Origin of the sequence: Pseudomonas sp. BIGb0164 (assembly GCF_024810135.1) — a bacterium.
GTDB lineage: Bacteria > Pseudomonadota > Gammaproteobacteria > Pseudomonadales > Pseudomonadaceae > Aquipseudomonas.
Genome location: NZ_JANUEA010000001.1, coordinates 814,238 through 840,068, shown reverse-complemented (window position 1 = coordinate 840,068; position 25,831 = coordinate 814,238). Strand labels below are relative to the sequence as shown.

Genomic DNA, 25,831 nt, shown 5'->3' with positions numbered 1-25,831 from the left:
AGGCGGTTCAGGGCAGGACGATATAGTCGTTCTGCTGGATGATCGGCCGGTGCGGGCCCTGCACCAGGTGCAGGTAACGGCCGTCCACCAGGTCGATGGGCAGGCAGTCATCGATGTCCATGACAGCGTCGGTGTGGGCCTGGGACCAATGGCGCAGCATCTGCTGCTTGCCCTTGCTCGTTGCCTCCCGTTTGTTGCGGGCAACCACCAGCAGGTAGTGGTGGGCCTCGCCAAAGCTGTTCGCCTCGTAGCCCCCAAGGTTGATGAAGTACAGGTGATGCGCGTCGGCCTGGGGTGCAAGGTGGCTGAGTTCGACCTTCCAACCGTCGAGGCCATCAATGGCCATCCACGAATCGATATGCACGCCCTTGGGGCTGCCGAACCAAGCATCGCGCAATTGCGGGTACGTGGCTTCCAGCGTATCCGCCGCGGCGAATACCACATCATGCACTTCGATTCTGGCCCGTGGGTGCTTGCCCCCGAGCATCACGACAAACAGCATTGCAGGTTCTTCCTGGCGACTTGACAGGGGGCAACCATACTGCGATTGAACCCTTTTGTCCGGCTAATGCCACATTGTTAATCCGCGAAATCATCAGGAGCTTGTCATGCGAACCATTGATCTGGCGGGCACGCCCGTCCCTGTCATCGGCCAGGGCACCTGGCGCATGGGCGAAAACCCCGGCCAGCGGCGTGCTGAAGTCGCCGCATTGCAACTGGGTATCGACGAGGGCATGACCCTGATCGACACCGCCGAAATGTATGGTGAAGGCGGTGCTGAAACGGTGGTGGGTGAAGCCATTCGCGGCCGCCGCGACCAGGTGTTCCTGGTCAGTAAAATCTACCCGCACAATGCCAGCCACCAGGGCGTGCCCCGTGCCTGCGAGGCCAGTCTCCAGCGCCTGGGCACTGATTGCATCGATCTGTATCTGCTGCACTGGCGTGGTCAATACCCCCTGGAAGAAACGGTCGATGCGTTCGAGCGCTTGCGCGAAGCTGGCAAGATCCGCCGTTGGGGTGTTTCCAATTTCGATGTGGCAGACCTGCAGGAACTCGCCTCTCCTGCCTGCGCGACAAACCAGGTGCTCTACAACATTGAAGAGCGCGGCATCGAATACGACCTGCTGCCGTGGTGGCAACAACATCATTTGCCACTCATGGCCTACTGCCCGATTGCCCAGGGTGGTGAGTTGCTGTCCAGCCCGACACTCAAGCAGATCGCCCGTCGTCACGAAGTCACGCCGGCCCAGGTTTCCCTGGCCTGGGTGCTGCGCCAGGACGGTGTGATCGCCATTCCCAAGGCCGTAACCCCGGAGCATGTGCGGCTGAACGCAGCTGCCGCCAAATTGGTGCTCGATGAGCACGACCTCGATGCCATCGACCGGGTGTTCGGAGCGCCCAAGCGTAAACACCCATTGGCGATGGTGTAGACGAGGGGCGGAGGCGACACCGTCCGTGGTGCCGCCTCTGCTTCACTCAGGTTTAGCCGGCTACCGGGCTACGCCAGTCGTCCGACCCTGAAGTGCCGGAGACCTCGTGGGTCCACACGATTTTGCGATAGGTGAAATACACATCCTCCAGGTGCGTGAAGTGGGCGTTTTCGGGGGCCTGGCAGTTGGGCATGCGCGACTGGATATCCACGATGGCCGCGCCTTCCAGTTCAATGGTGAAGTAGTGCTCCTGGGTGCCCGCCGATGACGTGCGCAGCCACTCCAGCCGGCATTTGACTTCCTCGCCACTGGTCAGCGCGCTGAACAGCAACGGTGATGACTTATCGAACACCTTGCTGATCATCAGCGGTTTATGCACCCGCTGCCCGGTTGGCTGCCCCGATTGTGGGTCACGGGGGATGATCACCTGATGGGCGAACGCCTGGACCAGGATCTGGTCCTCATGACCTTCCTGATAAATATTGCCTACCGAGTCCTGGGTGAATGTGCCTGCCGTAATCAAACCCTGTTTTACACCGGTGATTGAAAGGTATGCGGGTGTTGGCATGAGTGGTTTCCTTGCCTGATTGATAAGGTAGTCCCGTACGGTGAATCCACCGGGCGGGTATTTGCCTATAACAAAAAGCGTGCCTGAAAGTGTGAGGGTCAATGAATACAGGGTGCTGGAGCTGAAGTCGGATTTGTTTTTGCGGTGTTTATATCAGTGTGGGTTGTTTTAGCGGTATTTGTTTGCGCAAAGGTGTGCAGTTAGTTGCTCGGTAGTAAGGGTGGGTAGTTTATTGGGTTGTTGGTTAATTCAGCCTGTGTTGTTTTTTAAACTGCGCAAAATGATGCGCATGTGCCGATTTTTCTGGCGTGTAGGAAATTACTTAAGTGCAGTTCCGTCGCTTGCTGATTGGCGGTGGTGTGGCTAAGGTTTGCGAACTTCGTCAAGGTGTTTGCGAAGTTTAGATGGCGATCTGATTTGCATTGTATGTGTGGTTAGTTCGCTTTTACTTCCTTGGATAGTTACGCGTGATATTGAATGGACTCCTCAAGCAAGCTTTGTGACTACTATGTTGAACTTGCACGTTCGCCATGCTCGCAAACAAGTTTTGCGGGCAGTGATATGCGCTTTTCAAGTGAGTACGAGGCCTTGGAACTGGAGGTCGGAAAGATCCAGTCAATTCATGGTGCCTCCCAGCCAGATTGGAACAAAGTGCTGGAAACCAGCGAGTGCCTGTTGCGCGAGCACTCCAAGGATCTGCGGGTAGCAGTTTGGCTGACATGGGCATTGCACCAGCGCGAAGCCTTTCCTGGGTTGCTGGCCGGCCTTGGGATGCTGCGCTATCTCTGTGAGCACCACTGGGTACAGGTGTTTCCGGAAAAGCCGCGTACCCGTGGTGCGATCTTTGGCTGGCTGGTGTTGCGCCTGGAGCCTTTGTTCGCACAAAACCTGCCGCTTCAGGATCAACGGCCGCTGTTTCAAACCCTACTGGAGCACCTCGCGTGCCTTGACGACCTGTGGGCCTTGCAGTTGGGCGATGACGCACCGCTGTTACTGCCCATGCGCCGGCAGTTGGTGCAGAGGCTTGAACAGGCGGAGCAGGGGGCTTCTCGGCCGGCAAGCCTGGTCTCCCAGGTCAGGCAGGCTGCGACTCAGTTGCTGAGCCCGCAACCTGCTATAGAGAACGAAAAAGACGCCCACAGAGCGCTGCGCACCTTGCAAGAGCAAGCCCGGCCATTGTGCGTGTGGTGGCAGCGCCAGAACGCCACCGACCTGCGTGCCCAGCGCCTCAATCGGACACTGGTCTGGTTGGCGCTGACGCGGTACCCGGACGCTGACAGCGAGCGGGTCACCGTGCTTCGCGGGCCTGCATCCGACAAGCTCAAGAAGTACCAGGAGCGCTTTGCCCAGGGGCATTACGCTGACCTGCTGGTCGAGCTGGAGGCCAGCCTGGCTGGGGCCATGTTCTGGTTCGATGGCTTGCGCCTGGTCTGGGAGTGCCTGCAAGCCTTGCAGGCCGACCAGGCCATGACCGAACTGGAAGTCATGTTCGCCTTGCTGCTGCAACGTTTGCCGAACCTGCCCGAGTTCCGGTTTCACGACGGTGTGCCGTTTGCAGATACCGCCACCCGCGACTGGATCGCGCTCCAGGTCAATCGCCATCTCCAAGCGCCCGAGCTTCCCGGTGTGGTCGACGCCAAGGCTGAACCCTGGGAAGTCGCCCTGAAGGACGTTATGCCTCGGCTACACAAGGATGGCCTCAAAGTTGCCGTGCGCGAATTCAAGCAAGGTTTGGCCGCAGCCCAGGGTGAGCGTGCCCGATTTTATTGGCGGCTGGCGATGGCGCGTCTGTGTGTGCTGGCGGGCAAGCAGGAACTGGCGAAGGTCCAGCTCGAACAGCTGGATGACGAATTGCACCGGGCGGGTCTCGACCGCTGGGAGCCCGAGTTGGCGCTTCAGGTGGCCCAGCTCTTGTACCGATGCTGCGATCAATTGCCGCAAAGCCACGCTGTACGTGAACGCAAGGAAGACACCCATCGAAAACTGTGCCGCTTCGACCTCGAAGCGGTAATTGAATAGGTTTTCGACCCCCTCGAAAAAGGAGAACGACCGTGGCCAAAGAAGGTTCGGTAGCACCCAAGGAACGCATCAACGTCACTTTCAAACCCGCAGTGGGAGGTGCGCAGGAAGAGGTTGAGTTGCCGCTCAAACTGCTGGTGCTGGGGGACTTCAGTCAGCGCGAGGACCTGCGCAAGCTCGAAGACCGCAAGCCCATCGGCATTGATAAGAACACCCTGGATGAGGTACTGGCCAAACAGGCATTGGCCTTGACGCTAAGCGTACCCAATCGGCTCCAGGAGGCGGCAGAGGTTGAAGAACTGGCTGTCCAGGTCCGGATCAACTCCATGAAGGACTTCAACCCTGCGAGCCTGGTGGAGCAGGTACCCGAACTGCAAAAGCTGATGGCGCTGCGTGAAGCGTTGATGGCGCTGAAAGGCCCCCTGGGCAATACCCCGAGTTTTCGCAGAGCCATTGAGCAGGCGCTGGCCGATGACGATGCCCGTGCCCGCGTATTGGCCGAGCTGGGCTTGAACAACCCTGCAGCCTGACATTTTCAGTAAAAGGACACTGACGCAATGACCACCCAGTTAACTCCACAACCGACACAACCTGCGGGCGAATACAGCATTCTCGACCACATCATCGCCCAGACCCTGCTGAGTGCGGACGACGAGGCCTACGGTATCGCCAAGCGTGGTGTGTCGGCGTTCATCGAAGAGCTGGTCAAGCCGCAGAACAAGCATGAGCCGGTCAAGAAGCGCCTGGTAGACCGCATGATCGCCGAGATCGATACCAAGCTCAGCCTCCAGATGGACGAGATCCTTCATCACCCGGATTTTCAGGCTCTCGAAGCCTCCTGGAAGGGGCTGCAACTGCTGGTCGACCGTACTGACTTTCGTGAAAACATCAAGATAGAACTCCTGAATGTCTCGCGGCAGGACCTTCTGGACGACTTTGAAGACTCACCCGAAATTACCCAGTCAGGGCTTTACAAGCATATCTACAGCGCCGAATACGGTCAGTTTGGTGGCCAGCCTGTGGGCGCCGTCATTGCCAATTATTTCCTCTCGCCCAGCGCACCCGATGTGAAGTTGATGCAGTACGCCGCCAGTGTCGCCTGCATGGCCCACGCACCGTTCATTGCGGCGGCAGGGCCTGGCTTCTTCGGCTTGGAAAGCTTCACCGGGTTGCCCGACCTGAAGGACCTCAAGGACCACTTTGAGGGCCCGCAATTTGCCAAGTGGCAGAGCTTTCGCCAAAGCGAGGACTCCCGTTACGTGGGGCTTACCGTACCCCGGTTTTTACTGAGGACGCCCTACGATCCCCTTGAATGCCCGGTCAAGACGTTTGCCTATCAGGAAAACGTGGCGCACAGCCATGAGCACTACCTGTGGGGTAATACGGCCTACGCGTTTGCCACTCGGCTGACTGACAGTTTCGCCAGGTTTCGCTGGTGCCCGAACATCATCGGCCCGCAAAGTGGGGGAGCGGTGGAGGACCTGCCATTGCATCACTTCCAGAGCATGGGGGAAATCGAAACCAAGATACCGACCGAGGTGTTGGTGTCTGATCGTCGTGAATATGAACTGGCGCAAGAGGGGTTCATCGCCCTGACCATGCGCAAGGGCAGTGATAACGCGGCTTTCTTCTCCGCAAGCTCGGTGCAAAAGCCGAAAACATTCGGTATCAGCGCGGAGGGGAAAGAAGCTGAGCTGAATTACCGCCTGGGTACTCAGTTGCCTTACATGATGGTGGTCAACCGCCTGGCTCATTACCTCAAGGTGTTGCAGCGCGAGCAGTTGGGGTCGTGGAAGGAGCGTACCGACCTCGAGTTGGAACTCAATAAATGGATCCGCCAATACGTCGCGGACCAGGAAAACCCCAGCGCAGAAGTCCGTGGGCGGCGTCCGTTGAGGGCGGCGCGTATTGTCGTCAGCGATGTCGAAGGCGAACCGGGCTGGTATCGCGTCAATCTCAGTGTGCGCCCGCACTTCAAGTACATGGGGGCGGATTTCACGCTGTCCCTGGTCGGCAAGCTCGACAAAGAATGAACATGGGCCCAGGACTCTCCGAACATCGCAGCCTCTTCGAACGGCTTGAAGGGCCGACGTCCAACCGCCTCAGTCGCGTGGCGTCTGTTGCTGCGCACCTGGGAAAGATGCTCAGCACTCGCGCCGGCAGTGTGCTTACGCTGCCCGACTATGGGCTGCCGGATCTCAATGACATGCGCTTGAGCCTGCATGAGTCGTTGAGTCAGTCGCGTCTTTCGATCGAACGGTTTATCCAGGCTTATGAACCGCGCCTGGCAAATGTACGGGTCAAGGGGGCGCCCGGTCACCATGATCCCTTGGCCCTGGCATTTTGCATTGAGGCGACGCTGGTTGTTGACGATGTCATGCAACCGGTTGTGTTCAGTGCACGCTTGGTGGGCGCGGGACAGGTGGAGGTATCGCCTGATGTCCCTTAATCGGTTTTACCAAAGTGAGCTCAGTGCCTTGCGTCAATTGGGGCGACGCTTCTCCGAGCGTAACCCGGCCTTGGCACCGTTTCTCGCCGAGGCAGGGCAAGACCCGGATGTTGAACGCTTGCTCGAAGGCTTTGCCTTCCTGACCGGACGCCTGCGTCAGAAACTGGCGGATGAGCTTCCCGAGTTGACCCACTCGTTGATGCACCTGCTTTGGCCCAACTATATGCGGCCATTGCCGTCCTTCAGCATCTTGCAGTTTGAACCGTTGCAGCACGGCTGCACCCCCGTGACGGTCGAGCGTGATACGTCGGTTGAAAGCGTGGCCATCAAGGGTGAGCGTTGCCGTTTTCGGACCTGCTACACCACCCAGGTCCTGCCACTGCAATTGAGTGGCCTGGAGTATCGCTGCTCGGGAAGCCGGGCAGTGCTGAGCCTGCGCCTGGAAATGAGTGCCCAGGGCAGTTTCAGCGAGTGGAGCTTCAGCCAGCTGCGCTTGCACCTGACGGGAGACAAGCCTGTCAGCCAGGGGTTGTACCTGAGCCTGTTGCGTCATCTGGACGGCATCGAGTTGTTGCTTCTGGATCATGAGGGGCAGCTGGTCGATGGGCCTGACGGGCGGGTGCCATCGTTGCGGTTGGGGGCCGGCCAGGTTCAGCCCGTGGGGTTTGACGAGGATCACGCACTGATCCCTTATCCGGCGAACACCTTCGTTGGATACCGCCATCTGCAGGAGTACTTCGCATTTCCGGACAAGTACCTGTTTGTCGATGTCGGCGGTCTGGATGTTTTGCAGACGTTGCCCCGCTCCTGCCTCCAACAGGCGAGGTATGTGGAGTTGCGTTTCGAACTTCACACCCGGGAAACCGAACCGGTGCATCCGAGCCTGGACAACGTGAAGCTGTATTGCACACCCATCGTCAATCTGTTCAAGCATGACGCAGTACCGATTCGGCTGGATGGAAAGCAGGACGAATACCTGCTGATGCCAGCGGAGTTTGCGCGGGGTAATGCGGCTGTATTTTCCGTCGATCATGTCACCGGGTGGCGCCCGGGCGGGTTGGGTTACCGGCCCTATGTACCGTTTGAATCCTTCGAGCATGATCGGGGTGACGGCGCCTCGGCGCCAGCGCCCAGCTACAGCATTCGTCAGCGCACATCGGTGCAGCACGTGCTCGACACCTGGTTGAGTTTTGGTGCCGGCCTGGCTCAGGGTCAGGAGACACTTTCCATCGAATTGACCTGTACCAATCACAACCTGCCAAGGCAGTTGAAAATAGGGGACATCAACCAACCCTGTGAGCAGACGCCGGAGTTTCTGTCATTTCGCAATATCTGCGTACCAACGCCGAGTTTCAACCCACCCCTGGACCAGGACTTTCTCTGGAAGCTGATCAGCAACCTGTCGCTCAACTACCTGTCGTTGACCGACATCAGCGCCTTGAAAGTCATCCTCGAAACCTACGACCTACCGCGGTATCACGACCGACAGGCGCAGAGCGTCAGCCAGCGCAAATTGGGCGCGCTGCGATCTGTCAGTCACGAAGCGGTCGACCGATTGCATCGAGGGTTGCCAATGCGTGGCTTGCGGATCGACCTGAACATTGACCCCCAGGGCTTCACGGGCCAAGGCGATCTGTTTGTATTCGCCTCGGCGCTCAATGAGTTTTTTGCACTTTACGCCAGCCTGAATTCGTTCCACGAACTGCGGGTCATCAGCACACAAGGAGACGTGTACCTATGGCCACCCCGGAAGGGCCAGCAGCCCCTGCTTTAACCGAATTATCCCGAGTTATCCGTGAGTACTCGTTGTTTCAAGCGGTCCTGCAAGTGATCGACCGTTTGCGCGTTGCCCATCCGCAACTGGATGAGGACGCGCTGTATGACCACCTTGAGTTCCAGGCCAACCCGGGGTTCGGGTTTCCAGGGCATGACATTGACCAGGTGGTGTTTTTTGTGGAACGCGATCAGTTACGGGCACGCATACGTCTCAACGTATTGGGCCTGCTCGGCGCCGGTTCGCCATTGCCCGCGTTTTATGCCGAGCAGGCCACTGTTGAACACGCGGCAGGTACTACCACTCGGGATTTCATGGACGTTTTTCATCACCGCCTGCAGCGACTGCTGTTGCCGGTCTGGCGCAAGTACCGCTATCGGACGTGTTTTCGTAGCGGAGCACGCGATGGTTTTTCCGAACAGATGTTCGCGCTGCTCGGCCTGGGCGGGGCGCAGATACGCGGTGCCGCGCAATTGGACTGCAAGCGACTGTTGCCCTACCTGGGGTTGTTGAGCCTGCGGGTGCATTCGGCCGCACTGATCGAGACCGTGCTGCGTTACTACTTCAAGCACCGCGATGTGTACCTCGAGCAGTGTGTAGAGCGCTCGGTGGTCATCACTGCTCGGCAGCGCAATCGACTGGGGGCAGGCAACAACACAGTGGGAGAGGACCTGGTGCTGGGAAGTCGAATTACCGACCGCAGCGGCAAGTTCAGGGTGCATGTACGGGGGCTTTCCTGGTCGCGATTTCACCAATTCCTGCCTGTAGGCGTCGACTACCAACCTTTGTGTTCCCTGGTTCGCTTGACGGCCAGGGACCCTCTGGAATTCGACCTGCGCCTGGCGCTGGCCAAAGGGGAGGCGAGACCGCTGCACATCGGCGACAACAACGTGTGTGGCTTGGGCTGGACCAGTTGGCTGGGACACGAATATGCCGACGGCGTGCTCACGCTCGCCGGCAACGCTCATTAGGGATTGATGATTATGATGAATGTCGATTTGCAACAACTGATCCGAACACTGACTGCCCAGGCTCGTCGCGACCTTGAGCGTTCAGCCGAGCGCTGTGTGATACGCGGTGGCAAGGAGGTCCTGGTAGAAGACCTGCTGGCGACGTTGCTGGAACATCCCGATGGTTTGCTGGTGAATGCGCTGCTGGACGCGTGTATCGAGGTCGGCGAGCTCCAGGCCACCTTGCAGCTCAAGGACCAACAGAGTGCGGCGTGTAACCCGGTGTTCGCCCAGGCCCTGGTGCTTTGGCTACAGCATGCGTTGATGGTCGCCCACCTCGAACTGGGGCAAGTCGAAGTCGACCATGCCGCGCTGCTGTTGGCGCTGCTGCGTCATCCGCTGCAGCATGCCGGCAGTGGCTATCAACAGGTCTTGAGCCGCCTGGATGCGCAGCGCGTGCGTGAGTTTGTTCAGGGCCAGGCAACGCAAAGTGTTCCTCGTCATTGCGACGAGTCGTGGCTGGAACGCTTTACCCATGACCTCACGCGTCAGGCCCGTGAAGGGCGGATTGACCTTGTACTGTGCCGTGATGACGAAATCCGCCAGTTGGTCGACATCCTGGTACGTCGGCGCAAGAACAACCCGATTCTTGTGGGCGAAGCCGGGGTTGGCAAGACGGCCGTGGTCGAAGGCCTGGCCTTGCAAGTGGTCTCGTCACAGGTGCCGGAACCGCTCAAGGGTGTACGCATCCTCACATTGGACATGGGCCTGCTGCTGGCGGGTGCCAGTATCAAGGGCGAGTTCGAGCGGCGGCTCAAAGGTGTGCTCGACGAGGTCAGCGCCTGCGCGCAGCCCGTGGTGCTGTTTATCGATGAGGCGCATACGTTGGTGGGAGCCGGAGCCCAAGTGGGTGGCAGCGATGCGGCCAATCTGCTCAAGCCAGCCCTGGCGCGTGGCCAGTTACGCATGATTGCGGCCACCACGTGGTCAGAGTACAAAAAGTACATTGAAAAAGACCCGGCGCTGGCGCGGCGTTTCCAGCCTGTGGTGGTGGGAGAGCCGAGTGTGGAAGCGGCCGTGTCCATTCTACGTGGCCTGGTTCCAGCCTATGAGGCCAGCCACGGGGTTTATGTGCGTGATGATGCGGTCGTGGCCGCCGTGCAGATGAGTGCTCGCTACCTTGCCGGGCGGCAGTTGCCGGACAAAGCCGTCGACGTACTGGACACGGCCTGTGCCCGGGTACGTATCAGCCTGACGACCGCGCCTGACGCGTTACAACGCCTGCGTGCCGTACTGGCCGAAGGCACGCGGCAGCGCACGGCACTGACGCGCGATCGTGACGCCGGCCTGGCGATTGACGAGCAGGCGTTGCATGCGTTGACCCTGCGGTTGCAAGCCATTGAGCTTGAGTGCCAGCGCCTGGAACATTGCTGGGCCGAGCAACGAGGGGTGGCAGAACGGCTCATCTCCGAGCGTCAGCAGCGGCTTGATGGAAAGGGTGTTCAGGTCACTGCAACGGTGCCGGACGCGAATGAAGAGCGATTGCTCAACCACGAGGTCTGTCCACGGCTGGTGGCGCAGATTATCAGTGCCTGGACCGCGATTCCTGTCGAGCAACTGGCGTACGAAAGCAGCAAGCGAGTCCTGGGTTTTGCCGACGCACTGCGCACACGCATCCTAGGGCAGGAACAGGCAGTGATTGCCCTGGATCGAAACCAGCGCGCCGTTGCTGCAGGCCTAAACGCCCCTGGCGCGCCTATCGGGGTGTTTCTGCTGGTGGGGCCCAGTGGTGTAGGCAAGACCGAAACGGCCCTGGCCCTGGCGGACCTGTTGTACGGCGGTGAGCGGTTTGTGACCACGTTGAACATGTCGGAGTATCAGGAAAAACACTCCCTGTCCCGGCTGATCGGTGCCCCTGCGGGGTACGTGGGGTATGGGGAAGGTGGGGTACTGACCGAAGCGGTGCGCCAGCGTCCCTATTCGGTCGTGCTGCTCGATGAGGTCGAGAAGGCTGACCCGGAAGTATTGAACCTGTTTTACCAGGTCTTTGACCGAGGGTTTGCCAACGACGGTGAAGGCCGGGAAATCGATTTTCGCAATACGTTGATCCTCATGACGTCCAACCTGGGGAGCGACAGCATCACCACCCTGTGCGCGGAGGGCAGGCGACCCGATCCGCAGGTTCTGCAAGAAGCCATCCACCCTGAGTTGCGGGCTCACTTCAAACCGGCGTTGCTCGCCCGGATGCGGGTTGTACCGTACTACCCCCTTGCACGTGAAATGCTGGAAGACGTCGTGCGGCTGAGGCTGGAGCGGCTCGGGCTACGCATGCAACAGCGCAGGCTGGCGCTGAGCTTCACCGATGAGCTGGTGACGCACATGGCCGACCGATGCCTGCACAGCGACAGCGGCGCCAGGTACATCGACCAATGGATCGAGCTGAACCTGCTGCCGCGGATGGTCGACCGACTTCTCGAGGCCATGGCCGTTGGCGAGTCCTTTTCACGGGTCCATGCAACCCTGGACGGTGATGGCTTGCCAACCTGCGAGTTCAGCCAATGATGGACACCTTGTTTGGTCATTTGCCTCAACCGCTGGCGTATGCAGAGCGCCTGCTGGGCTGGTATGCACGTTTGGGGGCTGACAGTGATGCATCGATGTTGCCTCAACTGTGCGTGACGGCTGTAGCTCAGTTGAGTGATTGCGAGCTTTGCCAGCTGTACGAGCGAGATGAAACGACCGGCCGGCTCTGGCTGATCGCTCAGCATCTGCCTTGTTCAACGCCTGTTGGCGAACGGGCGGCGGACGAGGATTTCCAGAACGAACCGCTGTTGCATTACGTGTTGAGTCAACGTTGCGCCCTGAACCTTGACGACGTGTGCGGCAGTGTCCATGACAGTGGTTTCCTGCCCGCGACCACGACGCCTTGGCGCTCGCTGTCATGCCTGCCATTGTTCAACCGGCACAACGTGATCTGTGGTGTGGTGTTGTACGCAAGCGCGCACGCAGTGTGCTTGCAGGGCTATGCCGCTTCAGTGGCCCAACTGGCCGGCTTTGCGCTGAGTCAATGGGGCAGGTGGCGCAGTGTTCAGCGGGGGGCGTGCACAACGGTTCGCCAACGCAACACCCCAGTCGCAGGGGGCTATGGCTTGATCGGCAGCAGCACGGCGATGGAAGCAACCTGTCGCTTGATAGACAAGGTTCTGCGGGCACCGTTTACCGTACTGCTGCGCGGTGAAACCGGCACCGGCAAGGAGGTGGTGGCACGCGCAATCCATAACGCGGGCCCGCGCAGTGCCCGGCCGTTTGTGGTGCAGAACTGCGCGGCCTTCCCCGAAGGCTTGCTGGAGAGTGAACTGTTCGGCTATCGCAAAGGTGCGTTCACCGGTGCCGAGCGCAACCATGCGGGCCTGTTTGATGCCGCCCAGGGAGGCACGCTGCTGCTGGATGAAATTGGCGACATGCCGCTGTCCCTGCAGGCGAAACTGCTGAGGGTGTTGCAGGAGGGGGAGGTTCGCCCGCTGGGTGCCAGTGCTTCCCACAAGGTCGATGTGCGGATCATCGCCGCGACTCACCGTGACCTGGCGGCGATGGTCGCGCAGGGCCAGTTTCGCGAGGACCTCTACTACCGCCTGGCGCAATTTCCCATCGAGCTGCCTGCCTTGCGCGACAGGGGCGCAGATGTGCTGCTACTGGCTCGTCACTTCGCCGAGCAGGCGTGTTCTTCCCTCGAAAAGCCCACGCTGAGCTGGTCCGGCGCCGCGCTTGATCAACTCTCCAGCCATGGCTTCCCGGGCAACGTGCGCGAACTCAAATGCCTGGTGGAGCGAGCGGTGTTGATGTGCGATGACGGTGTGATCCTGCCGGAGCATCTGTCGCTGTCACCTGCGCCAGAGCTTGCCAATGCCGCCGCCGAGTCGACGTTACGCCAGCGACTGGAACGCGTAGAGCGCGTGTTCCTGATTGATTGCCTGCACAAGAATCGTGGCAATCGTACGCGCACTGCCCGGGAGCTTGGGGTTGCTCGTCGCACACTGCTCTATCGGCTTGCACGCTTGAACATTCCTGTTGGTGACGCCCGGGGGGAGTGCTGAATGGACTGCCTGTGTTTGTCGCGCGCTGACGCCCTACCTTCCCTGGAGAAACCTGATGTTTGATCGCCTGTGGCAAGCCTTGATGCTTGTGCTGTGTCTGTTGGCCGGTTGTAACGCCAATTATGTGTTTGATGATGCTGACTATCGTCCTTTGGGTGACCCCCAGGCGACTCGTCGTGGCCAATGATGGGGGAGACCTGCCATGCAACTCGTGTTTGAACTGTGTGATGCCGCTACCGGCGAGCCCCCCTTGCGCAAGGTGTTTGAGAGCACCGGCGGGGTGATCGGTCGTGGTGCCGGTTGCGACTGGGTTATCCCTGACGCCAGCCGGCTTCTGTCCAGTCACCATGCGCTGATCAGCTACCGTGACGGGCAGTATTTCCTGACCGATATCAGCCGCAACGGCATCCGGTTGATCGGTACCGATACACCGCTGCACAAAGGCCAGGCCCACCTGATCGTCGAAGGTGAAGTCTTCCTGCTGGGGTCGTTATCGATACGCGCCAGTCTGGTCGTGCAGGCTGCGCGGACTGGCCCGCAATTGCCCGCCTTCAGAGGCATCATCCCGGACGATGCCTACCTGGATCCGCTCGATGCTTTGGTGCATGGGCAGTCGCCTGAGGCAACGTTGGAACGACCGTCTGTGTTCAAAGACCCTGCGGGTGTGCCTGATCCGTGGGCATGCCGTGACTCAGTGGAGCGAGACCATCTGGTTGTGCCAAGCCGGGCTGCGCCCTGTGCAGAGGCCCTCCCTGTGAAGCCCGTTGCATGCACGGCTTCGGACGACTCGGCGTTCTGGGCACGCTTCGGCGAGGCGCTGGGTATCTGCCTGGATACGCTCGATGCGTCGGGTCGCGAAGCGTTGGCGATCAAGGTCGCAGATCTACTCAGGCAGTCGGTGGATGGGCTACAGCAAAGCCTGCGCACCCACGATGAACTCAAACATGAGTTCAACCTGGGGGAGGCCGGTCGCTTGGTCAAAAGCCAGAACCCGTTGAAAGACAGTGTGGACGTTCAAGGTGCTATCAGCGCTTTGCTGGGAGCAGGTGAGTTGGGCCAGTTGCCGGCTGAATTGGCCATTGCTCAAGTGTATCGGGACATACAGGTGCATCAGGTCGCTATGCTGGTGGCCTGTCGAACAGTGGCGCGCAACACGCTGGCGGCATTCTCACCGGGGCATTTGCTGCTCTGCTTCGAGCGCGTGGGCAAGTCTCCCAGGTTTGCTGTTGACGGAGCGCATTGGCGTGCCTATCGACGTCATTATCAACAGCGTATGGAAGACGACGCCCAGGGCGAACATCAACTGCGAGCGGATTTCGCTCGGGCCTACGACGAGCAGGTGCGCCTGGTTTCAACGCTTTATGCGGGGTACCCGGGATGATGATCACAACACGTGTCACGGCCATTTCAATACCGCTTGTACTGGGCTTGCTCGTAGGCTGCAGCAGCGTTTCGCCGTTGTCGACGGTGACCAAGCTGGACCTGGTATTGACGGCCAGTGAACAGCTCAACCCCGATCTTCATGGGCGCCCCTCCCCTGTGGTGGTGCAACTGCTTGAACTGACCCATCCGGTGGCATTCGAGCACGCGGATTTTTTCAGCCTCTACGGTCGTGGCGAGCGCGCGTTATCCAAGGATTGGGTGAGCAGCGAGGAGCTGGAACTGCGCCCTGGGGAACGTCAGGTATTAAAACTCAAGGTCGAGCCACAGAGCCGGTACGTAGGGGTGCTGGCGGCCTACCGTGACCTGCCCCATGTGCAATGGCGGTTTGTGGTGCCCCTGGCTCCGCGACAATTGACCCGTAGCCATCTGTTACTTGACCAGGCCGGAATACGCGCCGTCAGCCCGCACCCTAGCCAGGGGGAGAACTGACATGCAGGTTCATAAGGTTATCTGGCGTGAAGGCATGCTGCTGCGGCCCCAGCACTTGCAACACAACGATCGTTATTATGACCAACAGCTCAACCGTACGCGCTTGCTTGACAGCAACGCATGGGGGTTCCTGAGCCTGGACGTCGACTTGCAGTACCTCAATCTGGGCAAATTCGTGGTTAACGGGGCCCGCGGGGTATTACCGGATGGCAGCCTGTTCGAGTTGGGTGGGCCCATGGAACCGCTCGTACTGGAAGTCCCCGTCAACGCCGCCAGCCAGGGCATCTACCTCGCACTCAGGCTCGCCGCCAGCAGTCAGGTTGAGACCCGCACACGGGAGCAGCCCGAGGTGCAGGCACGTTACGTCGCCTGCGAAGCGGAAGTAGGGGATTCGAATGCCGGTGCAGACTCCCGCTGCCAGATCCATTGCGCCCGGCCGGACCTGCGCCTGGTGCTCGGTGAGCAACGCAGCGAAAACACCTACGTGACGCTCCAGATTGCTCAGTTGCTGAGTTCAAGTATCGAAGGGGGCATTACCCTGGATACCGATTTCTCGCCGACCTTCATCTACCTGCAGGAGGCGGGCTACGTGGCGTCCTGCCTCAAGGAGGTGATCAGCTTGCTGGCGAGTCGGGGCGATGCGATTGCCGAAAGAATCCGTGGGAACGATGGCGCAACCGGTGCACAAGTGGGGGATTTCCTGATGCTGCAGTTGATCAACCGCAGCGAGCCGGTGTTGCGTCACTACCTGGCCCAAGCGCAAGTACGCCCGGAGGGGGTGTACCGTGAACTGTTGTCGGTCCTGGGCGAGTTGTCGACCTTTGCCAGCGAGAGCAAGCGCGCGCACCTCGACATGCGCTACCAGCACAGCGACCAGGGGGCGAGCTTTCGTGCGGTGATGGGCGGCCTGCGTGCCGCGCTGTCGATAGTGCTGGAGCAGCACGCGATCGAGTTGGCGCTGCAGCAGCGTCAATACGGTGTGATGGTGTGCCCGATCAGCGACATCACGCTACTGGGCACTGCGACGTTCATCCTGGTGGCGGCGGCCCCGTGTGATGGAGACGTGCTCCGGTATCGTTTACCGGCCCACCTGAAGATCGGCCCCGTGGAGCGGATACGCGAGCTGGTCAACTTGCAACTGGCGGGCATCAAGGTGCGGCCACTGCCGGTGGCGCCACGCCAGATGCCGTTTCATGCAGGCAAAACCTATTTCATGCTTGAACTTAGCGCGTCTGACGTCACGCGATTGGAACAGTCGGGTGGCTTTGCCTTCCACGTGAGTGGCGAGTTCACTGAGTTGGAGCTCAGCTTCTGGGCTATCAGGAATTGAATACGATGAACAAGGACAGTGAATACCCCTCCGACGAAAAAACCGTGCTGCTTGACCGCGAGGTGGACGGGCCGCCACAGGGGCCGGTGACAGACTTCGTTTCCACCCCCCGGTTCGAGCAGTTGGAAGACCGGATGATCTATGCCGCCACTTGGCAGGGTGCACGGCCTTGCAAAGTGGGGCCTAACACGTTGGTATCAGCCGCCTGGGAGGTGCTGTGTGAAGTGATCCGGCTCAAGCTCAGTACCGGTCGGGAAAACCTGCTGTCCCTCAATGACCGCCTGGGTGCATGCATTGCCCGCTTCGAAACCTGTGCTTTGAATGAGGGCATCGAGAGCAGCCAGGTGATGTGCGCACGTTACGTGTTATGCAGCGTGCTGGATGAGGGGGTGGTCACCACGGCATGGGGCAATCACAGCGACTGGTCGAAGGTCAGCCTGCTGAGCCGGTTTCACCACGAGACGTTTGGTGGAGAAAAGTTTTTCGAGGTACTGGATCGCCTGTCACGGGATCCGGTCAAGCACCTGGCAACCCTGGAGCTTCTGTACCTGTGCCTGGCGTTGGGGTTCGAAGGCAAATACAGGGTGATGACGCGAGGAGGGGAGCAGCTTGAGGCGATTCGGGATGCCTTGTATCGACAGATCAGGCATGTGCGTGGCGACCCGCCGCCTCTCTTCACGGCGCCACCCTCGGCAGGCGCGCCGCGCCGCAGGCGACTGCCTGTTGTTTCGGCCACCGGGTGCGCCGTGTGTGGCCTGGTCGTAGTGCTGGCGATGTATTCGGGAGCCGCCTGGGTATTGGGGCAACAGCGCGACGACATACTGCAACGCTATCAATCTTCAGCGCCGGTTTTGACGCGCGCGACTCAGTAACGCAGGGAATATTCAATGAACGCATTCTTCAAGGGCGCGGGCACCGTGCTGCGCAAGCGTTGGGCATGGAGCCTGCTGCTGGTGCTTTCGATGGCCTGTATGGTCTGGTTCCTCGGGCCACTGCTGGCCGTGGATGACCACCGGTTCTGGAAAAGCCCAACGGCCCGACTGTCGACGATCAGCCTGTTGTTTCTGCTGTGGGGCCTGGCGATGGTGATTGCCAGCGCGCGTCACACCGTTCGGCAGGGTAAACCTGAGCACCAGGCGCGAAACAGGCATCAAGGTCTTGTGGAGAACGAACGCAGGCACGTACGCGGGCGTTTCAAGGAGGCCCTGCATACCCTGAAAACCACTCACCGTTATGCGGGTCGAGGCACAGGATGGCGTCGCGATTTGCCCTGGTACTTGCTGATCGGCCAGCAGGGGAGTGGCAAGTCCAGCCTGTTGGCCGCCAGCGGCTTGCAATCACCGCTGGATCGCAGAGAGCCGGCAACCCCTCAGGGTACGGCCTTCTGTGACTGGTATTTCGCCGACCAGGGTGTGCTGGTGGAAACCGCTGGACGTTACTTGAGCCAGCTCGACAGCCCGGTAGATGCTGCGGGCTGGGCGACCTTGCTGGGCCTGTGCAAGGCCAGGCGCCGGACTCGACCGCTCAATGGCGTGGTTGTGACAGTGTCGATCGAGACCTTGCTGGGCAGCAACGCGCACGACCTGAACCTGCATGCCCGGCAGGTTCATTCCCGACTACAGGACATCCAGCAGGTGTTGCATGTCGACGTACCGATCTATCTGGTCCTGACCCAGGCAGACCACCTGCCGGGATACGCCGAATTCTTCGATACGCCTGTGAACGAGGGGGCCGACGGCGTATTGGGTGCGCCTGTGGTGATCGGCAAGGCTGGGGCCGACGTCGGTGTGGTGCGCCAGGCATTCGAGGCGTTGGTGCAGCGCTTGAGCGGTGAATTGATCACGCGTTTGCACCAGGAGCGCAGCACGGAGCGTCGCGCTCGGATTCTGGATTTCCCACTACAGTTGGCGCAAATCGGTGAGCGTTTGTGCCAGTTCATCGAATTGGCGTTCTGCGCCCATCGTTATCAGCGCATCAACGGGCTGCGCGGTTTTTACCTGAGCAGCGCTGCTGAACGTCGCCCTCCCTTCGGGCAGGGCCTGTTCGCCCGGGTGATTTTTGCCGAGGCGGATCTTGCGGGGCTTCAGAGGCCAGAGTTGCGCCGCCTGCGCCGACGCCAGGGAGCCCTGGCGATTACGGCTGTCCTCGTCGTGGGCCTCGCCGCCGGGCTGTGGTGGCACAGCTACTCGGCCAATCATCAGCGGCTTGAACAGCTGGCCTTTCTGGCCGAGGCTTCGACTCCGGCGCAACCCGGTGCGGACGAAACCCTGGCGCTGCTGCCCTTGCTGGACAACCGCCTGGCATCCACGCGGGTGTTTGCGCTTGCGGCGGACACGCACTGGATTGAACGGGCTGGCTTGTACCAGGGAGAGGCCACGCGGGCGCCGTTGGTCAGGGCCTATGAAGAGGCGTTGCTGCAACTGTTTTTGTCCCAGGTGACCCGTCTCCTCGAAGCCCAGGTGCGCACGAGCCTTGGCAACCGCGAACACTTGCTGGACAACCTGCGTGCGTACCTGATGCTCAGCCTGCCCGCACGCCGTGATACGGGATGGTTGGCGCAACGCATGGCGGGGCATTGGTCCTTGCGCCATGCGGGTGAGCCGGCGGTACAGGCGCGTTTGAATGAACATTTCAGTCGCCTGCTCGAGCATCCTTTCGCTGCCCGGTTGGATGAAGACCTGATAGCTCAAGCACGCCAAGCGCTGCGGGGCGAGTCGCTGGCGGAGGTGGTCTATCGCGTGCTGCGCGAACAATCGCGCAACCTGGAGCCGTATCGCCTCGCAGATGGCCGTGTGTTCGAGGGGCTCGATCCCCCCATTCCCGGGTTCTACGGCAAACGGTACCTGCAGTATTTCGAGAAGCAAGGTCCCCGGCTGGTCAATGCGATTGCTCAGGACAATTGGGTATTGGGAGAGGCCACCGATCTCAGTGCGATGGACCTGCGCCGCTTGATGGTCGAGTTACAGCAACGCTACTTCAGTGAATATGCCGACGCCTGGGCCAATGCCCTGGGCGGTATCCGCTTGCGCAGCACCGAGGACCTCAAGCAGGGCGCCGAGCAGTTGGCGAACCTGACCTCGGCGCAGTCACCGCTGGTGCTGATGTTGCAGCAGACTCTTGAAAATACGCGTTTGCTGCCTGGCAACGCCACGCTGGAGACCTTGACCCACGACGCGGGCGGGGCGCTCGGCACGGCGATACAGTCGAGGGTACCCGAGGCGCTGCTTGGTCAGTTGCCCTTGGCCGGCCCTGATGATGCCGCGCGGCGGGCATTGCAGCGCCGTTTCGAACCTCTGCATCAGTTGCTGGATGACCAGCAGAACCCGGGTGCCGAGTTGACCCAGGTGCTACGCCAGCTCGACGCTTTGCACCTGCAGCTGGCAGCCCTGGACAGAGAGGGATCACCCGAGCAGGCTGCCTTCCAGCTTGCCAAACGGCGCATGGAGGGGCAGCAGGACGCATTGAGTCAGTTGCGTAACGCTACGACACGCCTGCCGCTTCCGATCAAGGGTTGGCTCGAAGGCATTGCCGACGACAGTTGGCGCCATCTGCTCGATGACGCCTATGTGTATGTAAACCAGCGCTATCAAGGCGAGGTGTACGGCCTTTATGCCAAGGCAATCCGGCAGCGATACCCGTTTAATGCCCACGCCGCCAGTGACGTGGCACTGAGCGATTTTCAGGAGTTTTTCAAACCCCAGGGCGTTCTGGCGCGGTTCCACGACGCTTACTTGAAGCCATTTGTAGGCATCGACGCCAACCGCTATCGCTTGCGCGGGCTGGAGGGCCGCAGCCTGCCGATGTCGCGCTCGCTGCTGGAACAGTTGACCAAGGCACATACCGTCCGCCGCAGCTTTTTCAGCGGGGACCAGGGGGAGTGGGCGGTTCGTTTCACACTGGCGCCCTACAGCCTGGACCAGGCTGTCAGCCGTGCGACCCTGCGGGTTGGCGACCAGCAACTGGAGTACCGTCATGGGCCAATCATGCCATTGGCACTGACCTGGCCCTATGAGGCTGAAAATGGCCGCAGCAGCCTGGTGCTTGAGCGGGAAGCCGAGCAACCCCTGGGCATCGAGAAAAACAGCGGCGCCTGGTCGTTGTTTCGATTCTTTGAATTGATGCAGAGCGAGCCGGCGAACGGTCGGGATACGCAAATACTCAAGGCGGACCTTGCCGGTTTGCGCGCCAACTACCTATTGGTCAGCCAGCGCACGCCCAGCCCATTCCAGATGGATGCCTGGCGCACCTTCCGTTTGCCGGAGCAACTATGAATGCGCACGAACAGGCCTGGCACAGTGCTGCACGCACTGAGCAAGGCAAGGGGCGGGCGCGCAACGAAGATGCGTTCCTTGACCGTGGGCAAAGCGGTTGTTGGGCGGTGGCGGATGGAATGGGAGGGCATGGGGCCGGGCATGTGGCCAGTCGCTCGGTGGTCGACAGCCTTGCTGCGCTGCCCGGCGAGGGCAATCTTGACCAACGGATAGACGCTGTCCGACGGTGTTTGCAACGGTTGAACCGGCGCCTGAGCGACTGCGACGCACACGATGTCATGGGCAGCACCGTGATGGTGTTGTTGCTCGATGACCGTCGTGCGGCGTGCCTGTGGGCGGGGGATAGCCGTTGCTACCTGTGGCGTGGGCAACGCCTGTACCAGTTGTCGCAGGACCACTCCCTGCTGCGCCAATTGATGGAAGAGCAACGGATGAGCCAAGAGCAGGCCCAGGCCCATCCAGATGCCAGGGCCCTGACCCGCGCTGTGGGGGCAGGGCACTCGCTGCGTCTTGAGGTGCTGGAGCTCAGCACCCGGCCGGGTGATGTGTTTCTACTGTGCAGCGATGGCGTTTACCAGGGGCTTAGCCATGCTGAACTGGGCAACGCCCTGGGCAGGGGCACGCCGCACCAGGTGCTGGATCAGTTGTTTGCAGCCGCCTTGCGCGGGCCTTGTCGGGACGACCTGACGGCCGTGGTGGTGCAGCCGCGATGACGGCTGCCGAGACACCGGCGCTGCTGGCTGGGCGTTACTACCTGGAACGTGTATTGGGTTCGGGCGGGATGGGGGTGGTTTACCGCGCGCGCGATCTGTTGCACGAACAGTTTGGTGAGCCAAACTCGGCGGTGGCCCTCAAGGTGTTGGGCGAGCCCCTCTCCCAGGTGCCCGACGCACCTGCATTGCTCTACAGTGAATTTGCCCTGACGCGTGGGTTGCTGCACCCGCATGTCGTGCGAGTGTTTTCGTTTGAAGTCGACACCCGCAACCAAACCGCATTTTTCACCATGGAATTGATGCACGGGCTCACACTCGACCAACTGTTGAAGGAACGTTCAGGCGGCCTGCCCTGGCAAGCCTTGCAACCGATCGCAGTGCAATTGCTCGATGCGTTGGCCTATGTCCATCGACAAGGCGTACTGCATGGCGATGTAAAACCGGTGAACATCATGATGGGCGAAGGCGGGGTGCGTTTGTTCGATTTTGGCCTCGGCCATTGCCAGGCGCAGGCCGAGGCCGGGTTGCCGTGTTTGAGTCGCGACCGCCTCAATGCCTGGACCCCGGCCTACGCAGCCCCGGAGTTGCTGGTCGGGAGTGCCTTGACGGCCAGTGCCGACCTGTACGCCGTCGCCTGTGTGTTGTTCGAGTTGGCCCATGGCAAGCGCCTGGGCGAGCGTCACGCGGCCGAGCGGCTGCCTCGGCCCCGGCAATTGCCCAGGCATTGTTGGGCTGCGTTACGTTCGGCATTGGCCGTGGACCCCGGGCAGCGAACCCTCTGTGTGGCGGAGCTGGGAGAGGCCATGGCGCGTTCCGGGCGGCGCTGGTTCAGGTAGCGGGCAGGTCATGCAATTGGCAGTATTCGGCCCAACTCAAGCCGGCCATCTGTGCGACTTCCCTGTGCACTTCAAGGCGTTGGGCCTCGAAGGCGTGTGGCGATTCCGCGGTGAGCTTGAGAGTCAGCTCCCAGGCGAACAACCCCTGGCTCTCGGCTTCGGCTTCAAAGGCTTCATGCAGGTGTTCGGCACGGTAGTGTGCCAGGGTTTCGCCTTTGGCCTGGGCGGCCAAGGGGTTCAGCGAGTCCAGTTCGGTGGCAACGTCCGGGTGCTCTTTAAGGAATCTGTCGAGGGCCAGTTGGTGGTTATCGCCAGGTGGGGTCAAAGGTAGGCTCCAAGTAGTGTTAAGGGCATTGTTTAAGCGCTGGATGATGCCTGTTGAGGTTAGCCCACGAAGCGCCGCGAATCACGAAATCTGAAGAGGGGCAGCCCCCAGGCCCTGAGGCGGGCAACCAAACAGGCGCCGGCTATTGAAAAATTGCCTGTGGCGCGGCAAAAGCCTTTCGCTCCTGGTGCCAGGACGTGTAGCGTTACCCAGGATTTGCGGGGGGAGTGCCTGATGGGGCACAGAGCGATGGGCAGAGGGATGGGTCATGGCGAAAACGCTGTTCAAACTGTTCCTGACTCAGCGCCTGGCGGCCTTGGCCAGCACGGAGTCGCTGCGCGCTATCCGTGAGGGGCTGTTGTGGATCTTGCCCTGCCTACTGGTGTCGGCCGGTTTTCTGATCCTGTCCGAGTGCGCCAAGGTCCTGGGTTTCGACCCGCAGGTGGTGGCGTTCCTGGCCGGGTTGCACAACCAGATCAGTTCGGTGATTCCGCTGCTGGTGGCGGCTTCGATTGGCTACATGCTCGCGATTCAACACCGCCTGCCGCAGTTGCCGGTCGCCTTTCTGTGCCTGGCCCATGTGGTGGTCGCCACCTTTGTATTGCGTGAATACCCCCGGGCCTCGGCCACCTTCGTGTTGTTTATCGCCATTGCCTCGCCGCTGATCAATGTGCCGGCGGTTGCCTGGCTGCACCGCTTTCGCTGGACTCGCCTGGTCAACGAAGACCTGGTAGGGCACAACTTGCGGGGCACCATCAACATGGTGGTGCCGGGTGCGATCACCGCGTTGTGCCTGGTGATGGTGTTGTCGATGCTGTTGCAGATTCCGTATGTGGCGCAACTGCAGGGGCCGCAGGTGCTTGATGCGCTGCAAGCGCCCTATGGCAGTGGTTTGTTCGTGACCCTGATGAACTCGCTGCTGTGGTTTTTTGGCATCCACGGCGTGTATGCCATGCAGCCGTTGTTCGATGTGCTGGACCAGGCCGTGGTGCTCAACGGTGCGTCGTTGGCGGCGGGTGAGCCGATCAAGTACCTGCTCAACAGTGGCCTGCTGGGCTGTTTCGCCTTCATTGGTGGCTCGGGCGGCGCGTTGTGCCTGTTGCTGGCGATTCTGCTGTTTTCAAAGAGCCAATCCATGCGCCTGATGGCGATGGCCAGCCTGCCGCTGTCGTTGTTCAACGTCAGCGAAGTGCTGCTGTTTGGCTTGCCGATCATCCTGAACCCGCGGTTGTTCATCCCGTTTCTGTTGGTGCCGGCGATCAACGCCATGGTGGCGCTGACGGTGGTGCAACTGGGATGGGTGTCGCCAGCGGTGGCGAGTGTGCCTTTCACGGCTCCCGTGCTGCTCAACGCCTACTTGAGCACCCACGGGGACCTGGCGGCGGTCGTGCTGCAAATGGCGCTCCTGGGCGTCGGCACGTTGGTTTACGCCCCCTACGTTAGAGCGATTCACCGCCAATCCACCGAAGGCGGCACGGTGTACCTCAAGTCACTGGACATGACCTTCCGCGGTCTCGAAGAGAAAGGTCGCCTGTTGGAATTGGACCCGGTGTTGGCGTCCCACAAGACCCTGGCGCGCCAGGCGGTGGAGCTGAGCCGCATCCAGCAGATCAGCGATTACGAGTTCTACCTCGAATTCCAGCCTCAGGTTTCCACGCGTACTGGCCTGTGCACCGGCTGCGAAGCGTTGATGCGTGCCCGTGACAACCAGGGCACGGTGCACTCACCCTGGGAGTTCCTGCAATGGCTGGCCCAGGCCCGGTTGATGCCCGATGTGGATGTGTGGGTGGCGTCACAGGCGGTGCGCCAATACCAGAAGTGGCAGAAGATCGGCTTTGCCTTGCCGATGACCATCAATATCTCCAGCGCCACCCTGACGGACGCCGCTTATGGGGATCGCCTGGTGGAAATCCTCACCCAGGCCCACGGCCAAGTGTCGGTAGAAATCACCGAAGACGCGCTGGTCAGCGACATCCAGGTCACGCGCCGGACCATCCAGAAACTGCAGGCGATTGGCGCCAAGGTGTATATCGATGACTTTGGCACTGGGTTCTCCGCCTTGAGCTACTTGCACCAGTTTCCGGTGGACTTCATCAAGATCGACCGCAGCTTTGTGGTGGCCCAGCACGACCCCAAGGGCGCCCAGGTGCTCACCGGCATGCTGCGCTTTTGTGAGGCGCTGAACCTGGGCGTGGTGGTCGAGGGCGTGGAGACGGCCGAGCAGTTGGCGTTCCTCAATACCGGCACTGAGCTCTTCATCCAGGGCTGGTATTTCAGCAAGGCACTGCCCGGCGATCAGTTGCAGGGGTTTGTGCGTGCGCGTGCGGCGGCGCAGGCTTAGGCCTGGGCCGCCGCGTAGTCGCGCTGGGTCTGTTCGATTTCTTCGACCAGCCCATCGATGCGCGCCAGGCGTGCGCGGTTGTCGTGGTCCCACGGGTGAAAGCCCGGTTTGAAGTAGTGCAGCCAGGGGCGCAGCATGCGTGGGAACACGCCTTTGGGGCCATACAGGAACTTGAGCATGCGCCAGAAGCCCTTCAGAAACCCGACCGATTTGCGGTCGGCAATCAACAAACGCACGTGAAAGTCGAACACCACCAGCCAGAAGAACACCGTGGTGGTCAGCATGGTGCCGGTGCGCAGCAGATAGCGCTTTGGCCCGGGCGCGATCACCGTGTTCCACACATCGAAGGCCACGGCTTTGTGTTCGGTTTCTTCGAGGGCATGCCAGTACCACATTTGCTGGTAGCCCTTGAGCGAATCGCCGAAACGCGACGGGTCGCTGAGCAGGATTTCCGCGAGCATGGCGGTGTAGTGCTCAAGGGCGATGGTCACCGCCAGGTTGAACGACGGCGGCAGGTGTTTTTTCTGCAGGTCGAGGATGAACTTGAGGCGCCGGTCCAGGGTGTGCGCCGGCAAGCCCGCCGCTTGCAGCAGGTCGTTGTAGGCCACGTGTTCGCGGCTGTGCATGGCCTCCTGGCCGATGAAACCCTGAATCTCCTTTTTCAATTGCGGGTCGTCGATGCGCTGGCGGTAGTGGCGCACGCTGTCCATGAAAAACAGCTCGCCCTGGGGAAACAACAGTGACAGGGCGTTGAAGAAATGCGTGATGAACGGGCCCTGTTCGTGCCAGTTCTTGATGCGCTCGGCGGGCAAGGCAAAACGAATATCGCGACGGATCGGCAGCATGGCGCGTGCTCCTG

General features: G+C 60.6%; 22 protein-coding genes. 18 read left to right on the top strand and 4 right to left on the bottom strand.

Annotated features, from left to right (window positions below):
* Positions 1–7 precede the first annotated feature (7 nt).
* Positions 8–502: a DUF1543 domain-containing protein gene (locus tag M2394_RS03660; protein ID WP_259171663.1), complete on the bottom strand. Its 495-nt coding sequence runs from the start codon at positions 500–502 to the stop codon at positions 8–10.
* Between the two features lie 106 nt (positions 503–608).
* On the opposite strand from M2394_RS03660, the gene M2394_RS03655 reads away from it, so the two are divergent.
* Positions 609–1,430: an aldo/keto reductase gene (locus M2394_RS03655; RefSeq protein ID WP_178922375.1), complete on the top strand. Its 822-nt coding sequence runs from the start codon at positions 609–611 to the stop codon at positions 1,428–1,430.
* Positions 1,431–1,482: 52 nt separating this feature from the next.
* Here M2394_RS03655 and M2394_RS03650 read toward each other — a convergent pair whose 3' ends face one another.
* Positions 1,483–1,998, bottom strand: a complete 516-nt coding sequence (locus tag M2394_RS03650; protein ID WP_178922377.1) for an Hcp family type VI secretion system effector — start codon at positions 1,996–1,998, stop codon at positions 1,483–1,485.
* A 477-nt stretch (positions 1,999–2,475) separates the two neighbouring features.
* On the opposite strand from M2394_RS03650, the gene tssA reads away from it, so the two are divergent.
* Genes tssA through M2394_RS03570 form a run of 16 tightly spaced genes read left to right on the top strand, consistent with a single transcriptional unit; the run spans position 2,476 to position 22,306 of the window.
* Positions 2,476–4,017, top strand: a complete 1,542-nt coding sequence (gene tssA, locus M2394_RS03645) for a type VI secretion system protein TssA (protein WP_259171662.1) — start codon at positions 2,476–2,478, stop codon at positions 4,015–4,017.
* A 32-nt stretch (positions 4,018–4,049) separates the two neighbouring features.
* Positions 4,050–4,547 (top strand): type VI secretion system contractile sheath small subunit, encoded by a 498-nt coding sequence (gene tssB / locus M2394_RS03640; RefSeq protein WP_178922381.1) that lies wholly within the window; start codon positions 4,050–4,052, stop codon positions 4,545–4,547.
* A 27-nt stretch (positions 4,548–4,574) separates the two neighbouring features.
* A complete protein-coding gene (gene tssC / locus M2394_RS03635) occupies positions 4,575–6,050 on the top strand; it encodes a type VI secretion system contractile sheath large subunit (RefSeq protein ID WP_259171660.1) in 1,476 nt (491 codons plus the stop codon).
* Positions 6,047–6,466 carry a type VI secretion system baseplate subunit TssE gene (tssE, locus tag M2394_RS03630; protein ID WP_259171659.1) on the top strand — a complete coding sequence of 140 codons (420 nt, stop codon included), beginning with the start codon at positions 6,047–6,049 and terminating at the stop codon, positions 6,464–6,466. Before tssC ends, tssE begins: the two co-directional genes overlap by 4 nt.
* Entirely contained in the window at positions 6,456–8,240 is a 1,785-nt protein-coding gene (gene tssF, locus M2394_RS03625; protein ID WP_259171658.1) for a type VI secretion system baseplate subunit TssF, read from the top strand. The genes tssE and tssF overlap by 11 nt, the downstream gene beginning before the upstream one ends.
* Complete coding sequence (gene tssG, locus M2394_RS03620; RefSeq protein ID WP_259171657.1) at positions 8,204–9,211, top strand: type VI secretion system baseplate subunit TssG; 1,008 nt, start codon at positions 8,204–8,206, stop codon at positions 9,209–9,211. The genes tssF and tssG overlap by 37 nt, the downstream gene beginning before the upstream one ends.
* A gap of 12 nt (positions 9,212–9,223) precedes the next feature.
* Complete coding sequence (gene tssH / locus M2394_RS03615; protein WP_259171656.1) at positions 9,224–11,752, top strand: type VI secretion system ATPase TssH; 2,529 nt, start codon at positions 9,224–9,226, stop codon at positions 11,750–11,752.
* Positions 11,749–13,284 (top strand): sigma-54-dependent Fis family transcriptional regulator, encoded by a 1,536-nt coding sequence (locus tag M2394_RS03610; protein ID WP_259171655.1) that lies wholly within the window; start codon positions 11,749–11,751, stop codon positions 13,282–13,284. Before tssH ends, M2394_RS03610 begins: the two co-directional genes overlap by 4 nt.
* A 55-nt stretch (positions 13,285–13,339) precedes the next feature.
* Positions 13,340–13,471 (top strand): type VI secretion protein, encoded by a 132-nt coding sequence (locus M2394_RS03605; RefSeq protein WP_178922396.1) that lies wholly within the window; start codon positions 13,340–13,342, stop codon positions 13,469–13,471.
* Positions 13,472–13,486: 15 nt separating this feature from the next.
* The gene (gene tagH / locus M2394_RS03600; RefSeq protein WP_259171654.1) at positions 13,487–14,665 is read left to right on the top strand and encodes a type VI secretion system-associated FHA domain protein TagH; all 1,179 of its coding nucleotides are present in this window, start codon (positions 13,487–13,489) and stop codon (positions 14,663–14,665) included.
* Positions 14,662–15,156, top strand: a complete 495-nt coding sequence (gene tssJ, locus M2394_RS03595; RefSeq protein WP_405046546.1) for a type VI secretion system lipoprotein TssJ — start codon at positions 14,662–14,664, stop codon at positions 15,154–15,156. The genes tagH and tssJ overlap by 4 nt, the downstream gene beginning before the upstream one ends.
* 1 nt (position 15,157) lies before the next feature.
* Complete coding sequence (gene tssK / locus M2394_RS03590) at positions 15,158–16,486, top strand: type VI secretion system baseplate subunit TssK (protein ID WP_259171652.1); 1,329 nt, start codon at positions 15,158–15,160, stop codon at positions 16,484–16,486.
* 5 nt (positions 16,487–16,491) lie between these two features.
* Positions 16,492–17,358, top strand: coding sequence for a type IVB secretion system protein IcmH/DotU (icmH, locus tag M2394_RS03585; protein WP_259171651.1), 867 nt, complete (start codon positions 16,492–16,494; stop codon positions 17,356–17,358).
* Positions 17,359–17,373: 15 nt separating this feature from the next.
* Positions 17,374–20,757: a type VI secretion system membrane subunit TssM gene (gene tssM / locus M2394_RS03580; RefSeq protein WP_259171650.1), complete on the top strand. Its 3,384-nt coding sequence runs from the start codon at positions 17,374–17,376 to the stop codon at positions 20,755–20,757.
* Positions 20,754–21,470, top strand: a complete 717-nt coding sequence (locus M2394_RS03575) for a PP2C family serine/threonine-protein phosphatase (protein ID WP_178922408.1) — start codon at positions 20,754–20,756, stop codon at positions 21,468–21,470. The genes tssM and M2394_RS03575 overlap by 4 nt, the downstream gene beginning before the upstream one ends.
* On the top strand, positions 21,467–22,306 hold the full coding sequence (locus M2394_RS03570) for a serine/threonine-protein kinase (RefSeq protein WP_259171649.1): 840 nt from the start codon (positions 21,467–21,469) through the stop codon (positions 22,304–22,306). Before M2394_RS03575 ends, M2394_RS03570 begins: the two co-directional genes overlap by 4 nt.
* Here the strand turns inward: M2394_RS03570 and M2394_RS03565 are convergent.
* Positions 22,299–22,631, bottom strand: coding sequence for a DUF6388 family protein (locus tag M2394_RS03565; RefSeq protein WP_259171648.1), 333 nt, complete (start codon positions 22,629–22,631; stop codon positions 22,299–22,301). The genes M2394_RS03570 and M2394_RS03565 overlap by 8 nt on opposite strands.
* A 268-nt stretch (positions 22,632–22,899) precedes the next feature.
* On the opposite strand from M2394_RS03565, the gene M2394_RS03560 reads away from it, so the two are divergent.
* A complete protein-coding gene (locus tag M2394_RS03560) occupies positions 22,900–24,972 on the top strand; it encodes a PTS sugar transporter subunit IIC/EAL domain-containing protein (protein ID WP_259171647.1) in 2,073 nt (690 codons plus the stop codon).
* Here M2394_RS03560 and M2394_RS03555 read toward each other — a convergent pair.
* Entirely contained in the window at positions 24,969–25,817 is an 849-nt protein-coding gene (locus M2394_RS03555; RefSeq protein ID WP_178922422.1) for a metal-dependent hydrolase, read from the bottom strand. The genes M2394_RS03560 and M2394_RS03555 overlap by 4 nt on opposite strands.
* Positions 25,818–25,831: the final 14 nt, after the last annotated feature.

Coding starts and splice junctions, on each gene's coding strand:
- M2394_RS03660 (WP_259171663.1), bottom strand. CDS start 502: ATGCTGTTTGTCGTGATGCTCGGGGGCAAGCACCCACGGGCCAGAATC.
- M2394_RS03655 (WP_178922375.1), top strand. CDS start 609: ATGCGAACCATTGATCTGGCGGGCACGCCCGTCCCTGTCATCGGCCAG.
- M2394_RS03650 (WP_178922377.1), bottom strand. CDS start 1,998: ATGCCAACACCCGCATACCTTTCAATCACCGGTGTAAAACAGGGTTTG.
- tssA (WP_259171662.1), top strand. CDS start 2,476: ATGGACTCCTCAAGCAAGCTTTGTGACTACTATGTTGAACTTGCACGT.
- tssC (WP_259171660.1), top strand. CDS start 4,575: ATGACCACCCAGTTAACTCCACAACCGACACAACCTGCGGGCGAATAC.
- tssE (WP_259171659.1), top strand. CDS start 6,047: ATGAACATGGGCCCAGGACTCTCCGAACATCGCAGCCTCTTCGAACGG.
- tssF (WP_259171658.1), top strand. CDS start 6,456: ATGTCCCTTAATCGGTTTTACCAAAGTGAGCTCAGTGCCTTGCGTCAA.
- tssG (WP_259171657.1), top strand. CDS start 8,204: ATGGCCACCCCGGAAGGGCCAGCAGCCCCTGCTTTAACCGAATTATCC.
- tssH (WP_259171656.1), top strand. CDS start 9,224: ATGATGAATGTCGATTTGCAACAACTGATCCGAACACTGACTGCCCAG.
- M2394_RS03610 (WP_259171655.1), top strand. CDS start 11,749: ATGATGGACACCTTGTTTGGTCATTTGCCTCAACCGCTGGCGTATGCA.
- M2394_RS03605 (WP_178922396.1), top strand. CDS start 13,340: ATGTTTGATCGCCTGTGGCAAGCCTTGATGCTTGTGCTGTGTCTGTTG.
- tagH (WP_259171654.1), top strand. CDS start 13,487: ATGCAACTCGTGTTTGAACTGTGTGATGCCGCTACCGGCGAGCCCCCC.
- tssJ (WP_405046546.1), top strand. CDS start 14,662: ATGATGATCACAACACGTGTCACGGCCATTTCAATACCGCTTGTACTG.
- tssK (WP_259171652.1), top strand. CDS start 15,158: ATGCAGGTTCATAAGGTTATCTGGCGTGAAGGCATGCTGCTGCGGCCC.
- icmH (WP_259171651.1), top strand. CDS start 16,492: ATGAACAAGGACAGTGAATACCCCTCCGACGAAAAAACCGTGCTGCTT.
- tssM (WP_259171650.1), top strand. CDS start 17,374: ATGAACGCATTCTTCAAGGGCGCGGGCACCGTGCTGCGCAAGCGTTGG.
- M2394_RS03575 (WP_178922408.1), top strand. CDS start 20,754: ATGAATGCGCACGAACAGGCCTGGCACAGTGCTGCACGCACTGAGCAA.
- M2394_RS03570 (WP_259171649.1), top strand. CDS start 21,467: ATGACGGCTGCCGAGACACCGGCGCTGCTGGCTGGGCGTTACTACCTG.
- M2394_RS03560 (WP_259171647.1), top strand. CDS start 22,900: ATGGCGAAAACGCTGTTCAAACTGTTCCTGACTCAGCGCCTGGCGGCC.
- M2394_RS03555 (WP_178922422.1), bottom strand. CDS start 25,817: ATGCTGCCGATCCGTCGCGATATTCGTTTTGCCTTGCCCGCCGAGCGC.